The following is a 1,265-nucleotide window of genomic DNA, read 5'->3' as shown; positions in this document are numbered from 1 at the left end:
GACCGTTTTGGTGGTGAGGTCGACCGTGACCAGGGTGGCGTTGTCTGCGCATCCGACGAACATCACCTGAGCGACGGCGTCGAGTACTTGACCGTGTGGCCCTTTGCATGCCGGTGTCGCGATCCGGTCGGTGACGGCGTGCGACGCGGGGTCGATGACCGCCATATCGCCGCGACCCTGCACGGCTACCACCATCCGATCGGTGGCCGGGTTGTAGATGACGTTGCCGACATCCCCGCCAAGGGGCACGGTGGCCACGGCAGCGCCGGTGGTGGCGTCGATGACGGTTTCGGTGCCAGCGTGTTCGTTTGTGGTCCAGACGGTGTGTCGGATCGGGTCGTAGGCCAGTCCGTCCGGATAGGTGTCGGTGGGCGCGGTGAAGACAACCTTCCCGGTGTCCTCGTCGAGGGCAACCAGCTGGTTGCGTCCGGTGGCGGTGGCATAGACCCGATGTTGTTCGGGGACCACGATGACCCCGTGCACGTCGGGCAGATCATTGATGGTGCGCACTACCTGGTGATGGGAGGCGTCGACCTCTATGAGCTGACCGGCGCCCATGTGCGCTATAAACAGCAGCCTCCGTCCGGTGTCCATGGTGGTGTAGTCGAACCGGCCGGTACCTCCGGTCAGATCGAGCGTGGACACCTGTTGCCAGGGCAGCTCATGCGGGCCGGGCGGGTCACTGGCACATCCTGCGGCGGTCAGCATCGATAGTGCCGAGAGAATCCCGGCGACTGCGCGGTAGTTCACCGCGGCCGCTCTGTGAGCACGGTTTTGACCCTACGCTGGAAAAGCGGACCGCTGTCCCGCTTCCTACATGGGGTCGGTCAGCCTGCGTTGTCGTTCTGGTCGGCCAGACCCATACGCAGGTGCTCGCTGTGATAGACCGCTTCGTCGAGCAGTTGGGCGACGTGGTTGTCGTAGAGGCTGTAGACGATGCTGCGCCCGGTGCGGGTGCCGGTCACCAAACCCAGATTGCGCAGCAGGCGTAGTTGGTGAGAGACCAAGGACTGCTCTAACCCGACTGCCTCAGCCAAATCACTGACCGCGCATGGACCTTGGCGTAGTTCGGTCAGGATCATCAACCGGCTCGGTGTGGCCAGGGCCTGCAGGGTGGTGGCGACCTGCGCAGCGGCCGCGGCATCGAGTCGCCCCGCCGGGCGGTCACGCCCTTGCACACCATGTCCCATCGGCACAGTGTACCCAGTCACACACATGAAGACATATTCATGAGTTCTGATATCGTGCTGCGTATACCTGTTCAC

2 protein-coding genes are annotated in these 1,265 nt (G+C 63.7%); both read right to left on the bottom strand.

Annotation, left to right across the window (positions count from 1 at the left end; all coding sequences use genetic code 11):
• Positions 1 to 750: YncE family protein (locus M2432_RS27875; RefSeq protein WP_280830088.1), on the bottom strand; the 750-nt coding region annotated here is incomplete at its 3' end.
• 77 nt (positions 751 to 827) lie between these two features.
• Positions 828 to 1,190, bottom strand: coding sequence for a metalloregulator ArsR/SmtB family transcription factor (locus M2432_RS27870; protein WP_280830087.1), 363 nt, complete (start codon positions 1,188 to 1,190; stop codon positions 828 to 830).
• Positions 1,191 to 1,265: the final 75 nt, after the last annotated feature.

This window comes from Mycobacterium sp. OTB74 (assembly GCF_029892685.1).
Taxonomy (GTDB): domain Bacteria; phylum Actinomycetota; class Actinomycetes; order Mycobacteriales; family Mycobacteriaceae; genus Mycobacterium.
Note: the sequence above shows the minus strand (reverse complement) of the source record. Positions and strands in the feature narration are given on the sequence as shown.

Coding starts and splice junctions, on each gene's coding strand:
- M2432_RS27870 (WP_280830087.1), bottom strand. CDS start 1,190: ATGGGACATGGTGTGCAAGGGCGTGACCGCCCGGCGGGGCGACTCGAT.